This window comes from Vibrio sp. 1978 (assembly GCF_033344345.1).
Genome location: NZ_JAWPOP010001012.1, coordinates 1 through 520, shown reverse-complemented (window position 1 = coordinate 520; position 520 = coordinate 1). Strand labels below are relative to the sequence as shown.

At 48.8% G+C, this 520-nt stretch carries 1 protein-coding gene; it reads right to left on the bottom strand.

The window, feature by feature from the left end; all coding sequences use genetic code 11:
* Positions 1–453 (bottom strand): SDR family NAD(P)-dependent oxidoreductase (locus R8N49_RS30385; RefSeq protein WP_318190856.1); only part of this gene is annotated, 453 nt, incomplete at its 3' end.
* Positions 454–520 lie beyond the last annotated feature (67 nt).

The window sequence follows — 520 nt, the reverse complement described above, 5'->3', positions numbered from 1 at the left end:
GCCGCCTTTACTTGCGCCGTAATTACTTTGCCCAATATTGCCATCCGTACCCACGATAGAAGAAATGCTAACAATGCTACCTGCGCCCTGCTCTAGCATTACTGGCGCGACGCGTTGAGTAAGTAAGAACACAGCCTTTAAGTTCACATCGATTACGCTGTCCCAATCTTGTTCTAGCATGTCTGGCAGCAATGCATCGCGAGTAATACCCGCGTTATTAACCAGCGCATCGATTCTTCCATGCTGCTCTACAATACTGTTTACCACTTCGCTAACAGCAGCGGCATCGCACAAATTGACTTGATAACTGCATAGCTGCGCCGACTGGCTCCATTCCACAGGCGAGATATCCAGCCCAACGACGTGGAATCCATCTTCGAGTAATTGTTCGCAAATGGCCTGCCCTATACCGCGAGCAGCCCCTGTAACTACGGCGACTTTGTCGTGTTTCATCTTGGTCTTCCTTAAATGTTGAGATTACAAACTTGCTTGATCCTAGGCGCTTATCGTTGTGTGGGTT